This window comes from Chryseobacterium sp. (assembly GCF_022869225.1).
Taxonomy (GTDB): Bacteria; Bacteroidota; Bacteroidia; order Flavobacteriales; family Weeksellaceae; genus Chryseobacterium.
In genome coordinates, this window is sequence record NZ_JALIHL010000001.1 from 4,621,691 (window position 1) to 4,641,348 (window position 19,658).

21 protein-coding genes are annotated in these 19,658 nt (G+C 37.0%); 7 read left to right on the top strand and 14 right to left on the bottom strand.

The window, feature by feature from the left end; genetic code table 11:
* Positions 1 to 25: 25 nt before the first annotated feature.
* The 5 genes from MUW56_RS21565 to MUW56_RS21585 form a co-directional block, all read right to left on the bottom strand.
* Positions 26 to 178, bottom strand: a complete 153-nt coding sequence (locus MUW56_RS21565; protein ID WP_292015135.1) for a rhodanese-like domain-containing protein — start codon at positions 176 to 178, stop codon at positions 26 to 28.
* Positions 172 to 378 carry a rhodanese-like domain-containing protein gene (locus tag MUW56_RS21570; protein WP_292015136.1) on the bottom strand — a complete coding sequence of 69 codons (207 nt, stop codon included), beginning with the start codon at positions 376 to 378 and terminating at the stop codon, positions 172 to 174. Before MUW56_RS21570 ends, MUW56_RS21565 begins: the two co-directional genes overlap by 7 nt.
* The gene (locus tag MUW56_RS21575) at positions 375 to 677 is read right to left on the bottom strand and encodes a DUF3817 domain-containing protein (protein ID WP_292015137.1); all 303 of its coding nucleotides are present in this window, start codon (positions 675 to 677) and stop codon (positions 375 to 377) included. The genes MUW56_RS21570 and MUW56_RS21575 overlap by 4 nt, the downstream gene beginning before the upstream one ends.
* Before the next feature lie 2 nt (positions 678 to 679).
* Positions 680 to 1,138, bottom strand: a complete 459-nt coding sequence (locus MUW56_RS21580; RefSeq protein WP_292015138.1) for a hypothetical protein — start codon at positions 1,136 to 1,138, stop codon at positions 680 to 682.
* A gap of 70 nt (positions 1,139 to 1,208) precedes the next feature.
* On the bottom strand, positions 1,209 to 1,799 hold the full coding sequence (locus MUW56_RS21585; protein WP_292015139.1) for a TetR/AcrR family transcriptional regulator: 591 nt from the start codon (positions 1,797 to 1,799) through the stop codon (positions 1,209 to 1,211).
* A 151-nt stretch (positions 1,800 to 1,950) separates the two neighbouring features.
* Between MUW56_RS21585 and MUW56_RS21590 the strand changes: the two genes are divergently transcribed.
* Positions 1,951 to 3,168 carry an MFS transporter gene (locus MUW56_RS21590; protein ID WP_292015140.1) on the top strand — a complete coding sequence of 406 codons (1,218 nt, stop codon included), beginning with the start codon at positions 1,951 to 1,953 and terminating at the stop codon, positions 3,166 to 3,168.
* Between the two features lie 251 nt (positions 3,169 to 3,419).
* Complete coding sequence (locus tag MUW56_RS21595) at positions 3,420 to 3,548, top strand: hypothetical protein (RefSeq protein WP_292015141.1); 129 nt, start codon at positions 3,420 to 3,422, stop codon at positions 3,546 to 3,548.
* Positions 3,549 to 3,675: 127 nt separating this feature from the next.
* On the opposite strand, the gene MUW56_RS21600 is transcribed toward MUW56_RS21595, so the two are convergent.
* The 9 genes from MUW56_RS21600 to MUW56_RS21640 all read right to left on the bottom strand — a co-directional run bounded on the left by MUW56_RS21600 (position 3,676) and on the right by MUW56_RS21640 (position 12,605).
* Positions 3,676 to 4,773, bottom strand: coding sequence for a TlpA disulfide reductase family protein (locus MUW56_RS21600; protein WP_292015142.1), 1,098 nt, complete (start codon positions 4,771 to 4,773; stop codon positions 3,676 to 3,678).
* A gap of 55 nt (positions 4,774 to 4,828) precedes the next feature.
* Complete coding sequence (locus tag MUW56_RS21605) at positions 4,829 to 5,062, bottom strand: hypothetical protein (RefSeq protein WP_292015143.1); 234 nt, start codon at positions 5,060 to 5,062, stop codon at positions 4,829 to 4,831.
* Positions 5,063 to 5,289: 227 nt separating this feature from the next.
* Positions 5,290 to 5,934, bottom strand: a complete 645-nt coding sequence (pdeM, locus tag MUW56_RS21610; protein ID WP_292015144.1) for a ligase-associated DNA damage response endonuclease PdeM — start codon at positions 5,932 to 5,934, stop codon at positions 5,290 to 5,292.
* Between the two features lie 87 nt (positions 5,935 to 6,021).
* On the bottom strand, positions 6,022 to 6,624 hold the full coding sequence (locus MUW56_RS21615) for a 2,3-bisphosphoglycerate-dependent phosphoglycerate mutase (RefSeq protein ID WP_292015145.1): 603 nt from the start codon (positions 6,622 to 6,624) through the stop codon (positions 6,022 to 6,024).
* A 184-nt stretch (positions 6,625 to 6,808) separates the two neighbouring features.
* Positions 6,809 to 9,241, bottom strand: a complete 2,433-nt coding sequence (locus tag MUW56_RS21620; RefSeq protein ID WP_292015146.1) for a ligase-associated DNA damage response DEXH box helicase — start codon at positions 9,239 to 9,241, stop codon at positions 6,809 to 6,811.
* 1 nt (position 9,242) lies between these two features.
* On the bottom strand, positions 9,243 to 10,823 hold the full coding sequence (locus tag MUW56_RS21625) for an ATP-dependent DNA ligase (protein WP_292015147.1): 1,581 nt from the start codon (positions 10,821 to 10,823) through the stop codon (positions 9,243 to 9,245).
* A complete protein-coding gene (locus MUW56_RS21630; protein WP_292015148.1) occupies positions 10,820 to 11,842 on the bottom strand; it encodes a ligase-associated DNA damage response exonuclease in 1,023 nt (340 codons plus the stop codon). Before MUW56_RS21630 ends, MUW56_RS21625 begins: the two co-directional genes overlap by 4 nt.
* A 152-nt stretch (positions 11,843 to 11,994) precedes the next feature.
* Entirely contained in the window at positions 11,995 to 12,321 is a 327-nt protein-coding gene (locus MUW56_RS21635; protein ID WP_367118573.1) for a S41 family peptidase, read from the bottom strand.
* Positions 12,315 to 12,605 (bottom strand): S41 family peptidase, encoded by a 291-nt coding sequence (locus MUW56_RS21640; RefSeq protein ID WP_292015149.1) that lies wholly within the window; start codon positions 12,603 to 12,605, stop codon positions 12,315 to 12,317. The genes MUW56_RS21635 and MUW56_RS21640 overlap by 7 nt, the downstream gene beginning before the upstream one ends.
* Before the next feature lie 198 nt (positions 12,606 to 12,803).
* Between MUW56_RS21640 and MUW56_RS21645 the strand changes: the two genes are divergently transcribed.
* From MUW56_RS21645 to MUW56_RS21665, 5 genes are all read left to right on the top strand, one after another.
* On the top strand, positions 12,804 to 13,592 hold the full coding sequence (locus MUW56_RS21645; RefSeq protein WP_292015150.1) for an SDR family oxidoreductase: 789 nt from the start codon (positions 12,804 to 12,806) through the stop codon (positions 13,590 to 13,592).
* Between the two features lie 4 nt (positions 13,593 to 13,596).
* Positions 13,597 to 13,998, top strand: coding sequence for a heme-binding protein (locus MUW56_RS21650; protein ID WP_292015151.1), 402 nt, complete (start codon positions 13,597 to 13,599; stop codon positions 13,996 to 13,998).
* An 18-nt stretch (positions 13,999 to 14,016) separates the two neighbouring features.
* Entirely contained in the window at positions 14,017 to 14,820 is an 804-nt protein-coding gene (locus MUW56_RS21655) for an AraC family transcriptional regulator (protein WP_292015152.1), read from the top strand.
* An 851-nt stretch (positions 14,821 to 15,671) separates the two neighbouring features.
* Positions 15,672 to 16,142, top strand: coding sequence for a hypothetical protein (locus MUW56_RS21660; RefSeq protein ID WP_292015153.1), 471 nt, complete (start codon positions 15,672 to 15,674; stop codon positions 16,140 to 16,142).
* Positions 16,143 to 16,229: 87 nt separating this feature from the next.
* Positions 16,230 to 19,658 (top strand): DUF6443 domain-containing protein, encoded by a 3,429-nt coding sequence (locus tag MUW56_RS21665; RefSeq protein ID WP_292015154.1) that lies wholly within the window; start codon positions 16,230 to 16,232, stop codon positions 19,656 to 19,658.

Sequence of the window (19,658 nt, forward strand, 5' to 3'; positions counted from 1 at the left end):
TTTATCACGGGAGGGATTACATTTTTTATTGGCTGATTGTTTTCTGGAGGTCACTCCATGCTCCGCCATTATAGACGGACCTGAAGCCTTTCTCTTTTAAAATATTTTCTGCTTTTACACTGCGGAGTCCGTGTGAACATACAGTAATATAAATTTTCTCCGGATCTAATTCTACCATTCTCTGATGGTTCCCAATGAAATAGTAACAGAACCTTGTATGTGTCCCGTTTCATATTCCTTTTCAGTTCTCACATCAAGAATAACAGCTCCTTTTTTGATCAGTTCCGGAAGTCCGTTATCTAAGATCTGGAACCGGTAAATTCTATACACAGCATACAGTATAAGGGCTATACCACAGACTATGAGGAGACTTTTCATAGCTTGCTTAAGATCTTCTTGTCAATATAAAATGTTCCGAAAGGAATGAAACAAGCCATGATCACCTTCCATGTCACCTCTTTAAATTTCCAGTTTTGTTCTACCCCAATACTCAGCGTGTTGAACAGGAAAAGCAGGAATAAAGTTCCATGAACAGGGCCAAGCAGCCTTACAAATAAAGGATTTCCCATCCAGTATTTCATCGGTACGGCGATACCTACTAAGCTTAATAGGGAAATGCCTTCCAGAATAGCCAGAATTCTCAACCGGCCAATTTTTGTTTTCAATAAATTCATCATAATTATCTGAAATAAGGTCTGTTTGCAAAAGGAGAAAAGGGCCATGGAATCGCAATGAAAATAATGATCAGTGCAATGGAAAACCAGATGCCCATCGTTTTGAATTTTTCTTTGTCTGAAAGTTTTCTTTTGGCTAAAGCGGAACCGATCGTGATGAGAATAATAGCTGCAATCATCAGTGAAATATGGATCAGCCCGAAAAATACATGTTCAAAAGATTCTTTGGCCTCATTCAGGTTTTTCCAGAAATATTGAATCACAGGGCTTTTGAAATAGAATATCATTCCTATCACCAGCTGGATGTGCGCAATAGTAGCGGTCCAATGTCTCACAGAATCATCAGTTCCTGTAAATTTTCTGTCTGAGAGATAGCCTTTGAGCGAACGGTAAACAGCATACATCAAACTTATTAAAACGAGCCATCGGGTTTGTGAATGTAAAAAAGTAAGGGTCTGATACATCGGTTATTTTCTTGAACACAGCAAAGGTATAATAAAAACATACTAATTAGTATGTTTTTGGGTAAAAAAATTATTGAAGACTTCTAAAATAAGACTTAAGTCCCTTTAAATAAACAAGATAAACTTCTTTGGAGTTTTCAAGCTTACCCAGATTTCTCACTCCCCAATACCCTGAAATAACAAAAACGCTCACTTCTCTTGCATTTGCTTCTTTTTTGATGATACCAGCTTCTTTAGCCTTTTCAATACTTTCTGTGAGAGCAGTTTCCCAATCTTTTGAAAGTTCATGTAAAGCCTCAGTAAAAGCAAGATGCCATGGTGCCATTTGTTGTACAAAATTAGAAGTAGGACAGCCGTATTCAACTTTTAAAAAGTCATTTTCCATAAGGAGATGGTACATGACCTCATAAATGCTGTCTAAAGGATTCTGATTGTTTTGAAGGGTATCAATAAAAATTTTCCTGAAGTTGGGTTTCATCAGATCACTGATAATAGCCAGCCCCATTTCATCTTTGGTTTTAAAATGATAATAGAATGCACCCTTAGTCACCTGAGTCGTTGCAATAATCTCATCAATGCTTGTGGTCTGAAAACCTTTCACATAGATCAATTCGAACGCTTTCTGGAGAATAGTAAGACGGGTAGCTTCGGATTTTTTCATTACTGTTATCGCTGTATACTGCAAAGGAACAAATTTTTCAGCAAGAAATAAAACTATTATTTTTCTGATACTTTAATACAATTTAAATAATTTTTATAATATTAAATTTCATCGGAAATTTGCATTGTCAACATCAACAAATCATAATGCGATGAATTATCAAAAAGAAATACAGATCAATACTGCGGCACAGACTGCTAAAAAGGGTCTTCCTGCAGCTTTATGGGCATTAACGATAAGTGCCTTCGGAATAGGAACTACTGAATTTGTAATCGTAGGATTGCTTCCCACAGTAGCTTCTGATCTTGGAATTACCATTCCTTCGGCAGGATTGCTGGTGAGTCTTTATGCTATCGGAGTGGCTATCGGAGCTCCCATATTAACAGCCTTAACCGGGAAAGTTCCCCGTAAGGCGCTTTTGGTTTCCATTATGCTGCTATTTGTTATCGGAAACGGATTGGCATCTATTGCTCCCGGTTTTATCACACTGGTTCTTGCGAGAATACTGACAGGGTTTGCCCATGGGGTTTATTTTTCCATAGGTTCTACCATTGCAGCATCACTGGTTCCGGAGGAAAAAAGAGCAACGGCTATTTCTATTATGTTTGCCGGGCTTACATTGGCGATCGTAACCGGAGTACCATTGGGAACCTTTATTGGACAGCATTTTGGATGGAGAGCAACTTTCATAGGGGTTTCAATTCTTGGGATTACCGGTTTGGTAGCGAGCTTAATCCTGGTTCCCAATCATTTAAAAAACGGGAAGGCCGCTTCTTTAAAAAGCCAGTTTAAAGTACTGGGGAACAGACGTCTGATCTTTGCTTTTTTAATGACTGCGATGGGATATGGAGGAACCTTTGTTGTTTTTACCTATCTGTCACCCATTTTACAGAAAATAACAGGCTTTCAGGAATCCACAGTCACTTTTATCCTGTTGATTTACGGAATTGCCATTGCACTGGGAAACCTGATTGGTGGAAAAATTGCCAATAAAAACCCGTTGAAAGCGCTTCTATGGATGTTTGCCGCACAGGGATTGGTATTGCTTGCATTTTATTTTACAGTAAGCAGCCCGGTTTTAAGTATCATTACGCTTTTCCTTTTAGGAGCACTTTCTTTTGCTACCGTTCCTGGACTTCAGCTGCTGGTCGTGCAGATTGCAGAGAAAGAGCTGCCAGGAACCGAAGATGTCGCCTCAGGGATCAATATTGCAGCATTTAATATAGGCATTGCCATTGGATCTTATGCGGGAGGAATGATTGTGACATCCTCTTTAGGGCTGGTAAGTACACCATGGATAGGAGCTTTATTTCTGTTGGTTACGGTATTGATTACAGTGTACAGTATCCGTTTGAGTAAAAAGAACTAAATTCCGGGATATATTTTTAAATAAGGTATAACTATTGATAAAGCCGGGAAGTAACAATATATTGATCCAATGAATGGAGGCTTTGCAAAGAAGCTGTCTCAAAAGTCAAAAAATTAGACCTTTGTCATTCTGAGCCTGTCGTTGAATATTTGGAAAGTAAACATGGTCCTTCACTACAATTCATTTCGTTCAGAGTTTTAGAAGACAGAACAAGAGTTTTATCTGGATGAGGAATGCAATAAGCTTTAAAAATGGCTGACGAATTGGACGATAGAAAACAAAAAGCTGAGACCAGATTAAACAAATATTTAGAACAAAAATCTCTTCAACTCTTTACAGGAAAAATAGCTGGACCGCTTAAACTAGAGTTTGAAGAATAACCAGAACCACAAAAAAACCTCTCTGATTTTAATCAAAAACTCAAGAAAGGGTTAGATTTTGATCCGAACGCATAAAATAAATCCCCAACGTAAGAAGGGGATTTATATTTAATTGTAGATAAATATATTACTTATTAATTATTTTTTTTAATTCTTCTTCATTTGATAAGCCTGTCGAAGAAGACAATATCTTCATATTATTATCTATTAAAGCAGTATAAGGAATTGCTGAATTAAATTTAAACAATATCTGCAGATCATTATATGCATCACTTTTACTGTTGATAAAAAACTGTTTCCATGGCATTTTTTCCTCCAAAAGAGCTTTTTTCCATGCATTTTTGTCATCATCTATGGATATTGAAATAAATTCTATCTCTTTTCCCTTTTCACCATATACTTTTTTAAGCATAGGTATTTCCATTCTGCAAGGACCGCACCAGCTTGCCCAAAAAACAAGAAGATGTTTTTTGTAATTTGGATCCACTACAGCAACTTTCTTCCCTTCTGTGTTTTCTAATTGAGGGACTTTTATTTTTTCAACTTCTTTTGCTCTATTATTATATTCTAAGAGTTTTTTGTATGGTTTACTCCGCTTTACCTCATCATCAAACAATTTTAGAAAATCATCTGTTTGTTGAGTGTTAAAAACAGTTTTATTACCAATAATATTGTATAGAATATGATAGGAATAAGGATATTTTTTGAGTTTTTCTTTTATCGTATTTATATTATTAGGACTACTATTTGTAAAAATAACATCACCAGTATTAAACAATGCTTCTGTCTGCTTTCCTGCTTGTATTTTGGGACTATTTATAAAAATGACATCCGGAGGTAACGTCATATTTACAGGAGTATATTCTTCCAAATTTCCTTTTATTGTTATTAAAGGGTCAGACATAAAAGTAGGAGATCCCCATTGAGGAACGCTGGTAAGAAAGCCAAAAACCCTCTGGATCTTTTTTTTATCTCTGTGAAATATTCCAATGTAAACAGGCAATTTTTCTTCAGCTTTATAATTTATCTCAAAGTGACCTTTTGATGTTTCTACACTGTCTATCTTGTCAAGCATAGTCCCTTTCCATAAATATAAAGTCCCGTCAGGAAGATTGGGAATATCCCCAACGATCCTTACGGTTTGTTTATCACTGCATGAATAGGCAAATACTAATAAAAATAAAAGATGCAGAAATTTGTTTTTTTTATTTTTCCTTACTTTCATATTTATTTAGCTTAAATCAGTACTTAAACCTGTATTACCACACCAGAACAACGACTTACACCACCTTAGAAGTAATCACATGATTGTTTCCCATGCCTGTATCACAATAATAACTTCCTCCATTGGTTACTTCGTTTGAAGAAGTTATATTCATAACAAAAGCACACTTGCCCGGATAAGTTATCCATGATCCATTAGGTTGTTGAACGGCTACTGCGCAAGGATCACCTACATTACCACCAGATACATTTTTCAACTCATTTCTCGAAAGTTTTATGAAATTTTTCATAATAAATGTTTTTTAATGAGTAATAAATGTAAAAATATAAATCAATCACAAAGGAAAAATTTTATTATGTTAATTAATGTAAATATATATAGTTCCCTAAATTTAATACAAAGAAATCGACCCGTTCATCCGATTAAATGTACAGCTTCGCTAAACAGATCTATCCACTATACTTACTTAAAATTTATAAGAGTAATTCTATGCGGTTAAAATCAAAATAACTTTTTCTAAACCTCATAGATGGCAGCCTCTGTAAAAACAAAGAACTTACTCTTCTTAGGCAGGTTTTTCGTGTCCAGGCCTGTAAATTCACTGAAAGCTGGTAATAATAATTGATTGCTGCTGACAGCAAAGCAGGGAAGCCTGATATTCTTTACGGCAGAATTCAGCACAATTCCGGGGTGAATATGTCCTGTAATCTGGAATCCTGATCTGGACGGATTAAAATCGTGAATGAAAATAAAACCAGTTATTTCAAGCCACTCAGCTTTGTGATTAAAGCATAATTTTTTCTCCAGAACTTCAGATATCCGGTCATGATTTCCTTCAATAAGATAAAACTGTATATCAGGATATTGGCTTTTCCATGTGCAGAACTCATCTACATCAGAATTGTCTCCTGCGTGAAGAAGATCTCCAACCACCACAAATTTTTCAGGCTGAAAGAATTCAATCAGCGCCGATAATCTTTCCAGGTCGCTCTTCATAATATGATTGGCCAGTGCTATCCCATTTTTCCGGAAATGGGCTGTCTTTCCGATATGAAGGTCAGAAAGAATCAATGCTTTTTCTTTTTCCCAGAAAACGGCTCGCTGGTTGGTTAAAATGAAAGTTTCATTTTGAATGTAAATATTTTTTGTGGCTATCAACACCTTTAATAATTATGAAAGTTGGTTATTTAAAAATCAGGGAATAACTTATTCTCACTGGTTTCCAGATGAATATTTTGTATCAGTAAATTAGTTTTCCCTTTTGCTCACATGAAAGTATTCGTCAAAAATATAAGTCAGCGGAACTCCTGTCGCAATTTCCCGTTCCAGGATCTCTTCAGGGGATAGGTGCTCAAGGTACATCACCAGTGAGCGGAGGCTGTTTCCATGGGCAACAATCAGTACGTTTTCTCCCTTTTTCAGCAGCGGTGCAATTTTACTTTCAAAATAAGGAATTACCCGGTTATAAGTATCTTTAAGACTTTCGCCTCCCGGAGGAACTATATCATATGATCTGCGCCAGGTATAAACCTGTTCATCTCCATATTTTTGGGCCGTTTCAGCTTTGTTGAGCCCTTCAAGACTTCCGTAAGAACGTTCATTGAGTGCCTTGTCTATAATAATCGGGGTATTGGGTTTTCCCATTTCACTGAGAATAATTTTGAGCGTATGCTGGGCCCTGATCAGGGCAGAGGTAAAAGCAATATCTATTTTTTCTTTTTTTAAAGCAGTGCCTGTTTTTTTGGCTTCTTCAATACCTGCCTCAGTAATATCGATATCCTGCCAGCCTGTAAATCTGTTTTCCAGATTCCAGAGTGACTGTCCGTGGCGGACTAAGAACAATTTTGCCATTATGTAAACTTTATTTTATTCTTCAGAGAAGATACTCTAAGGTACGCCGATTATTAAACTTATCAAAGGAATTCACATGATATTTAACCCTAAAAAGTTATATTTTTTTGAAATTTTTTTTTGAAAACCTCCGGCTTTTACATGTATCCCGATGAAAGACTGGTTTGAAGATTCATAAAAGCTTTTACAGCTTCAGCATTCTCTTAATTCTCGCATCCAGTCCTTCACTGGAAAGCGTTTGTCTCAGACTGTCCACTTTGATCGGAAAGCTTAATGGAGTGAAAGAACGGGAATGTTTTAAAATAATGTTGGACTGTTCAATTCTTTTAAATGCTTTCACGAGGCGCTGTTCCTGCAGCTGTATATTAAAAACCTCGGTATAGGCCTGTTTGATAAGAAAATGACTGGGATCATAGTCTTCCAGTACTTTAAAAATAAGCCCGGCTGAACTTTGTAAAGATTTATTGGAGCGCTGCTTCCCCGCATAGTTTTGAATCACCATTCCTGAAATCACTGCGATGTCACGGAATTTCCTTCTGGCCATTTCTGCAGAATTAATGCTGGCAATCACATCTGTCATCAGATTATCCCGTGTTAAAATTTGATGTAGATTTTCTTCATTCAATGGAATTTCTTTATCACTGAACAGTTCAAATCCATAGTCATTCATAGCCATTGAAAAGGAAATAGGGGCCAGCTTTGAAATGCGGTAGGCAATTAATGCTGCCATTACTTCATGCACTAAACGGCCTTCAAAAGGATACATAAACAAATGATAGCCTTCCCGGTTTTTGATCAGCTCGACCAAAAATTCGTCTTCTTTGGGAATATGAGAGTTTTTTTCCTGATTCACGAGCAGCGGATGCAGAAATTTCAACTCTTTTTCGGAAGCTTTGGGGCTTAAGGCGTGGGATAGCTTTTCTCTTAAAAAGTAGCCCAGATCCGAACTTAAAGGCAGTCTTCCGCCCAGGTAGCTGGGAACCAACGCTTTTCCTTTTGCTGATCTGACATACACGGTCATATCTTTGATCATCGCGACCTCCAATGTACGCCCGGCCAGAATAAATTTTTCTTCCTTTTTAAGTTTTGAAATAAAATATTCTTCAATCATTCCGACATATCCGCCGGAAATAAACTTTACCTTCAACATGGCATCACTCACAATGACTCCCATATTCATGCGGTGGAGCATGGCAATTTTCCGGGAAGTTACTTTGTACAGCCCATCATCCATAATAACAATTTTATGGAACTCTTCATAGCTCTTTAACACACTTCCGCCGATGGTCAGAAATTCGAGAATACTTCTCCATTCTTCATCTATTATTTCCCGGAAAGCATACACTTCTTTGATCCTTGCATACACTTCATCCGGATAAAAGCCATCTCCGACGGCCAGAGTCATGAGAAACTGAACCAATACATCAAAACATAAGGCCTGCGGTTCCCTTGGTTCCACAACTTTTTGTTTTACAGCTTCTTTTAAGGCTGATACTTCAATCAGTTCCAGAGAATGGGTAGGGACACAATAAATTTTAGAGGTTTCAAAAGGAGAGTGGCCGCTTCGTCCTGCCCGTTGTAAAAATCTGGCGACGCCCTTGGCCGAACCAATCTGAATCACAGTATCAACCGGCTTAAAATCGATCCCCAAATCCAATGATGAGGTGGAAACCACTGCTTTTAATTTTCCGGAGCTTAAGTTTTCTTCGATCCAAATCCTTAAATGAGCATCAATAGAACTGTGGTGTATCGCAATTTGTCCCGCGAAATCAGGGTAAGCATCCAACAGCAGCTGATACCACATTTCACTCTGACTCCGGGTGTTCGTAAAAACAATGGTGGATTTTGAATCAAGAATGATAGGGACTACTTTATCCGCCAGCTTGTTTCCTAAATGTCCTGCCCAGGGCAATATCTCAATTTCATTCGGAAAAACGGGAATAATGTTTATCTTTTTATGCTCTTTTGCCGTTATTTTTGTTTTTTTAATTTCATAAGGAATGAGAACTTCCATGGCTTCATCCAAATTTCCGATGGTCGCAGTGATTCCCCATATTCTGATATCCGGAACATATTTTCTAAGCTGTGATACCCCCAATTCTACCATTACTCCGCGTTTTGATCCCAGCAGCTCATGCCATTCATCAACAACCACGGATTTCATATCCCGGAAAAAAGCCTGATGATTTTTCTGCGCGAGCAGCAGGTGAAGGCTTTCAGGAGTTACCACAAGAATTTCGGGCATGTTCTTCACCTGCTGCTGTCTTACTTTAGGATCTGTATCTCCATTTCTTACTCCTACAGCCCAATCCAGCCCAATTTCGTCAATTGCCTCCTGCATCGCCTTGGCAATGTCTTTCGACAAGGAGCGGAGGGGAGTGATCCAGATCATTTTCAGCCCCTTTTTATAACGTTCGGGATAGTTCAGAAAGTCTGATATCAGGGCTAAAAAAACTGAAAATGTTTTCCCGAAACCTGTAGGGGCCACAACCATTCCGCTATATCCGCTTCCAAATTTCTGCCAGGTGTCGATCTGAAATTTGAAAGGAGACATGCTTCTATCTGTCATCCATTGCTGAATGATTTTAAATCCATCGGTATTTTTAAAAGCAGCCAAATTACTGTATTAATTTTTTAATTTCTTCAAGACTGTCAATTTCATCTGCGGTTTTATCTTTCCGCCATCTTACAATTCTTGGGAACCGAAGAGCTACACCGCTTTTATGACGGTTGCTGAAGCCTATTCCTTCAAAAGCAATCTCAAAAACGAGCTCTGCCTTCACCGTTCTCACAGGACCGAATTTCTCAATGGCATTTTTGGTAACAAACCGGCTCACTTCCATAATTTCTTTATCGGTCAATCCTGAATAGGCTTTGGCGATGGTAACCAAAGTATCTCCGTTTTTTACGGCAAAAGTATAATCCGTATAATAGGCACTTCTTCTGCCACTGCCTTTTTGAGCATAGATTAAGACTGCATCAATGGTAAAAGGATTGATTTTCCATTTCCACCAGTCGCCTTTTTTCCTGCCGGAATGATAGGGAGAATTTTTTTGTTTCAGCATTAATCCTTCACTGTTTACTTCCCGTGAATTTTCCCTGAGAACATTCAGTTCTTCCCATTTTTCAAACTCAAGGCTTTTGGAGGTGCTGATATTCTGAGGATTTTCATTCAATAATAATTCTTCCAGAAGAGCTCTTCTTGCAGCAATTGGTTTTTCTCTCAGATCATTATCTTCAAGCTCCAATAAATCATAGACAAAGACTTCTATTGGAATTTCAGACAGCATTTTCTTAGTTAAAGTTTTTCTGTTTAATCTTTTCTGTAATTCATTAAAATTTAAAACTTTACCATCCTTCACTGCAAGTATTTCTCCATCTATAACAAAATTTCCTTTCATGGCTTTTATTGAGTCAGTAATTTCCGGAAATTGTTCTGTGATAAGCTCTTCACCCCTCGACCATATGAACACTTCATCATTCCTTCTGATGATCTGACCCCGTATTCCGTCCCATTTGTATTCTACGAGCCATTCATCAGGCTCTCCAAGCTCTTCAATCTTTTTTTCTAAGGGGTACGCAAGACAGAAAGGATAGGGTTTTGAATTATCCGGATTTACATTCTCAGCATCAATTAATTCCTTAAATGAAACTTCATCCGGAAGCCATTTTCCCATCAGACTGTGCATCAAAGCACTGGATTCCTGTCCGGAGAACTTTGTCAGGGCATTGATCAAAGTCTTGTCCGATACCCCAATCCGAAAACTGCCGCCAATTAATTTGTTGAAAATCAAACGTTCAGTATAATCCAGCCCATTCCATGAATTAAGGATAAATTCTTTTTTTTCTGCTTCTGTTCTCTCTTTTAAGTTAACAATATCATTCATCCACTGGGATAAAGTCCGGTCAATTTTCTCCTGCGGAGGCGGAAGAATTAATGAAAGTGTTTCTCCGAGATCTCCCACCGAAGAATAACTCTCCTGGAACAGCCATAACGGAAGCTTTGTGATTTCCAAAGCCCATTCTTTCATATAATTGGTATTGACATTTCTTTTGGGTCTTTTTCCAGTAAACAGGGCAATAAACCATACTTTATCTTCATCAGGGGCACGTTCCAGATAATCTATGATGGCGTCAATTTTAGCATTGGTCTTATTGGTCGTTTCCAAAGCGTTGATAAGGTCTGCAAAATGTCTCATGATTCCGGGTTTTCAAGGGTTTCTTTTTCAGATTCTTCTTCATCTTCACCAAACAATGTTTCCACAACATCAGCCCGGACTCCTATTTCGTTCAGGTATTTTGAAAATACTTCTGTCTGTCCATGCGTTACATGGACAAGTTCTGCTTCCGTTGCCTTTACGGTCTGAAGCAATCCTTTCCAATCTGCATGATCACTCATTGCAAATCCTGCGTCTGCACTCCGCCATCTTCTCGCCCCGCGAACCTGCATCCATCCGGAGCATATGGCCGTAGCCGGATCCGGAATCTTTTTAATGATATTGCTGTCCAGCAGAGCCGGAGGTACAATTACAATTTCATGTTCCATTTCTTTCGGGCGTTCCCTGAAATCAGCAATGGTATAGTCCGGAAGGTCAATCCCCACGGTTTCAAATGCTTCATTCAATTTTCCGATGGAATAGTGGACATATATTTTTCCCAATTCTTCTACCGCTTTCATAATACGCTGGGCTTTCCCGAGCGAATACCCGATAAATACAGATGTTTTATTGTTTTCCTTATTTTTCAGCACCCAGTTCTGAAGTTTTTTATTTAAATCCGGAACTTCAAGCCAGTTGTAAATGGGTAAGCCAAAAGTACTTTCTGTCACAAATTCGTTGCATTTTACCAGTTCGAAAGGAGTGCTCAGGCCATCATTCTGAACTTTATAATCCCCTGAAATTACGGCCACATATCCTTTATATTCAAGTCTTATCTGCGCAGAACCGATAATATGCCCGGCAGGATGAAGGGAAAGTCTCACTCCATTGATGATCATAACTTCTCCATATTCTACACTCTGGCATTCGATATCCTTTCCAATTCTTTGGTGGAGAATAGGTTTTGTAAAATGATGACATAGGTATTTTTTCATTCCCCAGCGGGCGTGATCAGCATGACCATGCGTAATAACCGCCATATCTACCGGGCGCCAGGGATCTATATAAAATTTTCCCTGTGGACAGTAAATTCCTTTTTTTGTGAATGTGATTAATTTCAATGGTGTGACTGGTTTTATAGAATAACCTTCAAAAACTTAACCAAATTACAAAAAACTGTTTATTTTTTGATGATCGAAAGCCTGGGAATAGGCCAAAAAGAGCTGTTCCCAATAGAAACAGCTCTTATTTTATTTTTCATTCAGTACATCATTTACATCATCAATCCATTGATAATCTGGAATTGTTTTGTCAATGAAATAGTCGGCTGAATGCCCTTTCCATCAATTGCCATATCCGGGATACGGAAACTTTTGGAGAGAGAATATGCGAGTTTAAATTCGTTGCAAGGGGAATTTACGAAATACATATTGGAAATATCTAAAACTCCCGCAGTGGTTGTTCCGAAAAGCTTCACTTTCTTACTTTGTTTGGCTGCCAGTAAAAATTCTTCTGCAGTACTGCCGTTTCCATTATTGATAATAATTCCTACATTCTTTGGATAAGGAGTAATTTTATCAAGTTTATTGATTCCTACAATACTTTCATCGTCCTGCTCCTGATGGGATTGGTATAGAGATAGGGAATAATTTTAGCAAAACTGTTATCACTGCTGCCGCCATTATTTCTGATATCAATAATCAGGGTTTCTGTACTTTCAATTTTAGATTGATTGGCTGCTGTAACACTGTCTATGTCTTTTTTCAAAGTACCATTGAAGGACGGTATTCTTAAAAGCAGTGTATTGCTTTCACAAGTACAGTTTTGGGCAAAGCTAAAAGAAGAGGAGATAAAAATTAAAAGGAGTGTTTTAATTTTAAGCATACGTTGGTTTTTAGTTTTTAAAGGTTACAAATCTAATGATACATATATTTTTTTATGATCTGGAAGGATATTTCTTCAAAAAAATACTCCCTTCCCATTGAGTTTGTGAACTTTTCAGCAATATAAAAATGAACGTTGCACCAATATTAACCTTCTGAAAATCTTTGAAATTTGTATCATCATTAAAAAGAAAATACAATGAGTAAAACAATTCTAATTACAGGTGCAGCAAGCGGGTTTGGAAAAATTGCTGCTTTTGAACTTGCTAAAAAAGGACATCAGGTGATTGCCACTACGCAGGTCTATCCTCAGATGAGTGATTTAATCCGTGAAGCAAAAGAACAGGGAATTGATCTTACAGTGGATAAACTGGATGTAACCAGCCAAAGGGATATTGATTATATCTTGAAGAAGTATGAAATAGATATTCTCATCAGCAATGCCGGAATTATGGAAGGCGGACCCATTGCTGAGCAGCCGGTAGACATTATCCGCTCTATGTTTGAAGTGAATGTGTTTGGTGCTTTGGAGCTTGCACAGGGGTTTATCAGGAAATTCGTTGAAAAAAAAGCGGGTAAGATTGTTTTTACTTCATCAATGGGTGGTTTATGGACGGTTCCTTATGTAGCTGCTTACTGTGCCTCTAAACATGCACTGGAATCCATTGCTGAAGGATTAAAGACTGAGCTGGCTCCTTTCAATATTAAAATTGCAACATGCAACCCGGGCGTCTTCGGAACGGGGTTTAACGACAGGGGAGCAGACTCTATATTCCATTGGTATGATCCAAAAGTGAATTTTACCCCGGAATCAGCCTTCGACGGAGTTGCAGCATCTCTTGCGCATCAACTTGATCCACAATCTATGGCAGAGGTTATTGTCAATGTGGCCCTGGATGAAGACAGTTATTTTAGAAATGTACATCCTAAAGAAACAGAGGATTTTGTAAAGCATCTTCAGGCAGATGCATGGACAACAAAAAGCTAATGTGATGGGAATCGATTATATATTGGCGGAAAAAGCACTGCGTGCCGCTATAGAAAAGGCAAGATCTCTGAATATTCCGGTAAGTATTGCTGTTGTGGATCCAGGAGGACATCTGATTGCTTTTGCCAGGCTCGACAGTGGGTATGGTGTGATTGATTTTGCTGTAAAGAAAGCGAGAACTGCCGTCATGTTCGGGATAGACAGTGATGTGATGGGAGGTATTATTTCAGGAGCGGATTTTCATGGATACGGGATGTTGAATTCCAATAACGGACTTTTAACGATTGCGGGTGGAGTGGTTATCAGGGACTCCGGAGGAAAGGTGATAGGGGCGATAGGATCATCAGGAGGAACGCCCGGACAGGATAAGGAAATTGCAGAGCAGGGTGCTTCTGCTGTCATTTAAATTTCAGATATTTGTGTGATGGAAAATACGTCTGAGATCATATTCGACCGATTGGTTTATTCATGTGCTTTTGAATCCTACAGAGGCCATGAGGAATTTATTCCGGACCATTTTCTGGGATTTCAGATATCAGGAGAAACTCATGCTTTTCATGAGCAGGGTAAAACGGTTATCAAAGAAAATACAGTAGTTCTGGTCAGAAAAAATCAGCTGGTGAGAACTGTAAAACATCCGTCAAAAAATGAAAAATACCAGTTCGTATCTATTAGTCTTGATGATGAAACCCTAAGGCAGTATGCCGGTGAGAATAAAATACCGATAAACGTTCCGTTTCCCGAGAAGCAACTCTTGTTTTTTGAACCGGATGCGTTTTTTAAAAGTTATTTTATTTCGCTGATACCTTATATTAATAAAACAGAAGAAATATCACCCAGACTTGCTGCTTTAAAAGTGAAGGAAGCCATAGAACTCCTTCTGCTGAACCACCCCGAATTTCAAAATCTTCTTTTTGATTTTTCTGAACCTCATAAGATCGATCTGGAGGAGTTTATGAATAAAAATTTTATGTTCAACGTCCCCGTAGAAACTTTTGCCCGGCTCACAGGGCGCAGTCTTTCAGGTTTTAAACGTGATTTTAAAAGGATTTTTCATGGGACACCAAAACAATGGCTGAAAGAAAGGAGATTAAAAGAAGCCTATTATTTAATTAAAAATAAGGATAAAAAACCTTCGGATATTTATCTGGATCTGGGTTTTGAGAATTTATCCCATTTTTATTTCTCTTTCAAACAGAAATTCGGAGTTACGACATCAGAAATATAACTGTAAATGAGCTCCGGAAGGTAAAAACACAAAATTATCATCATTTAAATAGATATTGAAAATGCAAAGGAGCAAAGGGTTTTAAATTTGCCACAGATGTACGAATTATTTTATTCGTGCATCCATGGCAAAAAATAAATGATATATACTTTCTGAGAATCTTTGATTTTCTTGCATCTTAAAAGCAGCATGCTAATATTATTTTCCCACAGGGTTTCCCCGTACACAACGGTGTCAGCCTTGAAATCCGTGAGAGATCAAAGATCAATATCTTAAAATAGATAGACTATTACATTTTATCATCGGTAAATAGCCTTTCTCTGTAAACCCTTATGAATACTGCATTTAATCAATATTTTATAAAAATATTGAGTGACATTTAATGACATTTTATACCATTAATTGACATTATTTTTGTTACTAATCGTGATACTGCGTTACAACAGTTTTACGAAGAATTTACACAAATTAAACATTACGGAGATAAGCTAAGGTTCTGGAAACAGAACCACTTATCTCCTATGAAACTACAATATACATTCAGATTAACCATTGAAAACCACCCGAAGTTGGAAACTGTTGTTTTATCACTATACCCGATAAATAATTAGAATTTAAATAAAATAACGATATACCGCATTTAGCGAACTGATTTATGTAATCGAAAAGTCGAAAATTTCATGTACAACAGGAAGGAGTTTAGCAAAATGCTCAGGTTTAAGGCTTGGGCATTGCTTTACTTTGTTGTACAGGGCTTCGACTCCCTCGATTACGAGTACTGACAATGTTTCAAGCCTGTTTTTTTTGTCTTTACATTTTGGTTTTCAAGTGTGGTTAAAAACCAAAATATTATGAAAAACAAAACAATTACTTTAGGAGTCTATTTATCCTTATTGACTACTGCTTACAGCTTTACAGAATACAAAATCTCTGTTTATTCTGAAAAAATATCAAAGGAATTAATATTACAACGGAACAGACAAATTCAGTTTTACAGCGACTACCAGCTTGATAAAACTTATAACGGCTCACGTAAAGAGAGTAGAAGGAAAGCTACCATTATAATGAATGATCTAAACAAACCAAACCCATTATCAGTTACTATTAAATATGAGGGGATTAAAAACAAATCGGCGGCAGATATTTATTCGATTACAAAAACCGAACAGGATTATGATGTTTTGTACATTATCAAGGAACCTCATAAAGTCGGAACTAAAAATTATAGCTGTACCATATTGCTAGGAAAGTCAGACCCAAATAATTTAGGAGGACTGCCTTTGTATTTTACCGCATTTCATAGTAATATAAAAGGAAAATAATTATAACACGACGAATTTTGACGTGTTACTAAAGTAGATTTGCCCATAATACCAAAATATCTTAATTTTAGCAAATATCACAACTCAATGAAAAAATATTTATCACTGATTGCTTTTTTAGCATTAACTAACCAACTTTTTGCACAGCTTAGCCCTACTGAAAACTATGTTTATACAAAAACCTATTTATCGGAAGATGGGAGTAAAAAAGCAGAAACCGTAATTTATTATGATGGTTTAGGCAGACCCAAACAGGTTGTTAATGTAAAAGCAACTCCCACAGGGAAAGATTTGGTTACTCCTGTTACCTATGACGGATTCGGGAGACAGGTAAAAGATATATTGCCAACCCCGATAAGCAGTTTAAATTCAGCAATACACGCAGGAGTAACCAACGAAGGTACGGCTAATTCCTATTATGGAGTTACTAATGCTTATGCAGAAAAAGAAATCGAAAATTCACCGTTAGACCGAGTACTACAGCAGGCTCATGCAGGGGATTCGTGGAAATTAAGCTCAGGACATACTCAGAAAATGAAGTACGAAGCTAACTCCGCTAATGAAGTATTGAAGTTTGTTACCAATACCAACTGGGTAAATGGCGCAACTTCATCCGCTATCAACTTAGCAACTGATGTTAATTCCGAAAACGGATATTTTAAGGAAGCACAACTTTATAAAACTACCGTAACGGATGAAGACGGAAACCCTGTAACCCAATTTACAGATGGACAGGGGCGAGTTCTGCTAATTCGTAAAACAGACGGAACCCAAAACATTGATACCTATTATGTATATAATGAATATAATCAAAAAGCGTTCATTATTCCTCCCAAAGCTGTAAAACAAATTAAGGATAACGGAAACACTGTTACACAGGCTATTTTGGATGATTTGTGTTACCAGTATAGTTATGATGGTCAGGACAGGCAGGTTGAGAGGAAATTGCCAGGCAAAGGAAAAGAATATTTTGTTTATGATAAAGCCGACAGATTAATATTAAATCAGGATTCCGTGTTGAAATCTCAGAGCAAATGGTTCATTACCAAATACGACATGTTTGGAAGAGTTGCCTATACAGGAATTATCAACGGAGGAGACAGAGCTACATTACAAAACCTGATTAGTAGTTTAACTATCAGAGAATCCAGAAACACATCAGGTTTTACTAAAAATGGATTAACTATTAACTATACCAATGATTATTTTTCTTCTGACCTTGCTGCTGTTTTAACGGTTAATTATTATGATACTTACCCCTCTGAAGCACCGGCTATTCCTGCTACTGTTTTAGGACAATATACACTACCACAAACATTAGGAGCAAATGATACAGCTTCTACAAAAAGTCTGCAAACGGCTTCTTATATTAAGAATATTGAAGACGACAATTGGACAAAAACATTTAATTATTACGATACAAAAGGAAGAATTATTGCTACAAAATCTGTTAACCATTTAGGAGGATACACCAATAAAGATCTTAAAGTAGACTTTACAGGATTACCGGAAGAAAGCTACACCTACCATAAAAGAACTGCTAATGATACGGAGATTAAGGTAAAGGAAAGATTTATCTACGATAATCAAAACCGATTGGTAAAACAATACCATCAGGTTGATAATTTGCAGGAAGAATTATTGGCAGAAAATACCTATAATGAAATCGGGCAGTTAATCAATAAGAAAACAGGAAACAATACAGGAGCTCCTTTGCAGTCAATTGATTATGGATATAATATCAGAGGTTGGATGACTTCGGTAAATAATCCGAACGATCCGAACAGTTTTAACGGAAAGTTATTTGGTTTGGAGTTAAAATATGATAATCCCGCAAGTACATCAATATATATTACACCCAAATACAATGGAAATATAGCAGAGACCGACTGGAAAACGGCTAATGGTAATGTTTTAAGAAGATATGCCTACAAATATGACAAATTGGATAGAATGACAGATGCCTCTTACCTCGAACCGTTAGCTACTGTTCCTGTTACCAACGGATATAGTGAGTTTTTAACGTATGACACCAACGGAAATATCCAAACCCTGAAAAGGTATCAATCCTATAATAATACTGCGATGATGATTGATGATTTGATTTACAGCAATTATAAAGGAAATCAGCTGATAACCGTTACTGACAATAGTAATAATAATTTAGGATATTCGGTAGGAGGAAATACAATTGGTTATGATTTGAACGGAAATATGATAAATCATATTGATAAAGGACTTGAGAATATTTCGTATAATTTCTTAAATTTACCTAATAGTGTTCTTTTTCAGCAGGGAGGTTTGACATTCAGTAATAATCTTGCTTTTTTATACAGGGCAGACGGAGTTAAATTAAATAAAGCTTACACTTATTTTAATCCGAGAAGCGGGATGATGCTCACGGAAAATACTGAATATTTAGATGGATTTCAATATGTAGAACAAGGCGGACTCAGAAATTTGCAGTTTTTTCCGACTAGTGAAGGATATTATGATTTTGTAAAGAAAAGATATGTTTACAATTATGCAGACCAAGTTGGAAATATAAGATTAGCATATTACAGGAATGCCAACAATATCGCCGTTATTGATAAAGAAACAAACTATTACCCTTTTGGGATGGAATATCAGGGGTATAATGGAACTAATACACAAAACCAACATTACAGATACGGCTTCCAAGGGCAGGAAAGACAACAGGAAACGGGATGGAACTCGTTTAAATACAGAAACAGTATTCCTGAACTCGGAAGATTTTTCAATATTGATCCTTTGAGTGAAAAGTATGCGTATAATTCTACGTATGCATTTCAGGAAAATAAGTTAGGATTGGGTAAAGAGTTAGAAGGACTTGAATTATTAAAGAATCAAACAGGATATTTTGCCATAAAAGGAAATGAAATGACAGTAAAACAGGCTCCAATTTCTCAACGAGATTTAAATGGAAGTCCAACTTTTACAGCTGGAGACATTGGATTGACTACAAGTGGATATAACCCAAATGCAGTTCGAATGAGTTCTGGAGGAACAGGGTTAAGATTAAATTCTTATAGATATGACGGACCAACGCCATCAGAAGCAAAAATGGAAAGTATAAGAGGTAATGACCGTCCAACGAATATATGGAATAAAATTTATGATACAGGTATAGATAAGGCAGGTAAAATCAATAGTGGTGTTAAAGAATTGGTGAAAACAATTGACACGGCTATTAATATTCCAAAAGCAATTAGTAGTACTAATGATTTTGTACAAGCCTCTAAAGATATTAAGTCAATTGAGAATCAAGCAATGAGAATGGATGATGCTATGGGGTATGTAAATTCAAGTGGTATAAAAATGGATACTCAAATGAAAGCTGGGGTAACTAACTATATTTTTGATGGAACTTTATCTAAAGATACGAATAACAATCAAATTATTTTTATAGGAAATACAATAATGAAAGCAAATGGAATTCCTGTACAACAGCAACAACCAAATAATAATTCTAAAATTCCAGATGATAAATTATAA